2 protein-coding genes and 1 pseudogene are annotated in these 1,493 nt (G+C 57.7%); 1 reads left to right on the top strand and 2 read right to left on the bottom strand.

Features of this window, described 5'->3' with window-relative positions; genetic code table 11:
- A pseudogene (locus tag EWH12_RS21825) lies at positions 1-103 on the top strand (IS5/IS1182 family transposase); the annotation flags it as partial.
- Between the two features lie 89 nt (positions 104-192).
- Here the strand turns inward: EWH12_RS21825 and EWH12_RS21820 are convergent.
- Positions 193-1,266, bottom strand: a complete 1,074-nt coding sequence (locus EWH12_RS21820) for an acyltransferase family protein (protein WP_129927811.1) — start codon at positions 1,264-1,266, stop codon at positions 193-195.
- Positions 1,229-1,493: hypothetical protein (locus EWH12_RS22565; protein ID WP_207212476.1), on the bottom strand; the 265-nt coding region annotated here is incomplete at its 5' end. The genes EWH12_RS21820 and EWH12_RS22565, both read right to left, overlap by 38 nt.

Here is a 1,493-nt window from a genome sequence, read left to right as displayed (position 1 = left end):
CGCGAAAGACTGGGAGCGATCCATCGCCTCATCAACAGCTTGGGCCCTCATCGCCTCAATCCGCATGCTCACACGCAGAACCGCAAGGTATTGTCAGAATTGAGAAACTTCCGAATCCGGCTCTAAACACCTCATTCATGAACCCGTCGCCGCCCTCTGCGGCCTTTACCACTTTCGCCTTCTTCGCCAATTTCATCCGGCGGGGCCGCGCTGCGGATGATCGCCCAAAAATCGTCGCAACATGCGTAACATCGGAACTTCGACAACGAGATGGAAAGCAACCGATAGGGCGACGATCACGATGGTCGCACCCAGACACAACAACCAGCTCGCTGGCTGCGCGCTAGGCGGCAGCTGCAGTAATTGTCCCACTGCGATTGGGTGCAGCAGATAGATCGCGTATGAAGCCGCACCCAGCATCAGGACCACACGGTTTCTCGCCGCAATTCCCGAACGTTCTGCGATCACGGCGCCCATCACGATAAACCCTGCCGGTAGCCCCCATGTGAAAACGCGCCCCAAGCTCTGATAATCGTCAGACCCATAGCCCGTAAAGTAAGGCAATACCGGCAGGAGCGCGAGACCGGCACCAGTCATCAGCAATCCCGCCCCCCCTTTTAGCCGATGGAAAGGGCCAAAGCGTTCGGTAATTAAGTAAACACCGATGCCTATCGCGAACTCCAAAAACAACGGCCACGGTCCGGGCAGGTTCGGCAGACGGGCCAAGGCGACTATCAGCAGTAGTATCAGCGCCACTACCGGAGCGCGGATCGGCCCCGCACGCAGCGCCAGCCAATAGAGCAGGTAGAAGGCCAGTTCGTAAACGAGCGTCCAGGCCACGAAAATCAGTGCTGGTCGTCCTTGCGGACCCGGCAGATAGAACAGCGACTGAACTAACCAGCCCGTGGTATCGCGCCAAGCCATATTCTGAAGCGTGAGCAGCGCCGCGATAATTGTAGCGATCCAGTAGGCCGGAACGATCCGCATGAACCGGCGCGCGAGAAAATGCCGTGCGTCGCGCGATGAGCTATAGGCAATGATGAAGCCGCTCAAAACGAAAAAGAGATCAACACCGGCTGCGCCGGATTTGAACGACAGGCTGGTCGGCGGCATTAAGCCGAAGTGGAAAACTACTACGGCAATGGCGGCAAGCGCGCGTAGTGCTTGAAGATTGGCAAGCATTCCGTTTCCCCACTTTAGTGTCAGCGTCACGGCGACGCCCGGTCGCTCAGTATGAATGAGGTCCAGACTGCCAAGAATCAGCATCGGTCAAGTCGGCGTGCCATCGCACGAGCAGCCAAATGGTGCTCAACTCAATTGCGATCGCCACAACCTGTGGCAGCGCGCAAGTGTCGTAGAGAAACAAGACTGAGAACGGCGGAGCAATATTCGACCACGGTAGCGGCGGGATAGTCCTGCTGCGGGCGGCGTAAAAGTCGTCCACCTTGAAGCCTTTCTGCCGAGTCAGGGAGGTGTGGGGATCTACAGCGTGG

This window comes from Sphingobium cupriresistens (assembly GCF_004152865.1).
In the GTDB taxonomy this organism is placed as follows: domain Bacteria; phylum Pseudomonadota; class Alphaproteobacteria; order Sphingomonadales; family Sphingomonadaceae; genus Sphingobium; species Sphingobium cupriresistens.
Note: the sequence above shows the minus strand (reverse complement) of the source record. Positions and strands in the feature narration are given on the sequence as shown.

Excerpts from the sequence above, each read along its gene's own strand:
- EWH12_RS21820 (WP_129927811.1), bottom strand. The coding sequence starts at position 1,266 with ATGCTGATTCTTGGCAGTCTGGACCTCATTCATACTGAGCGACCGGGC.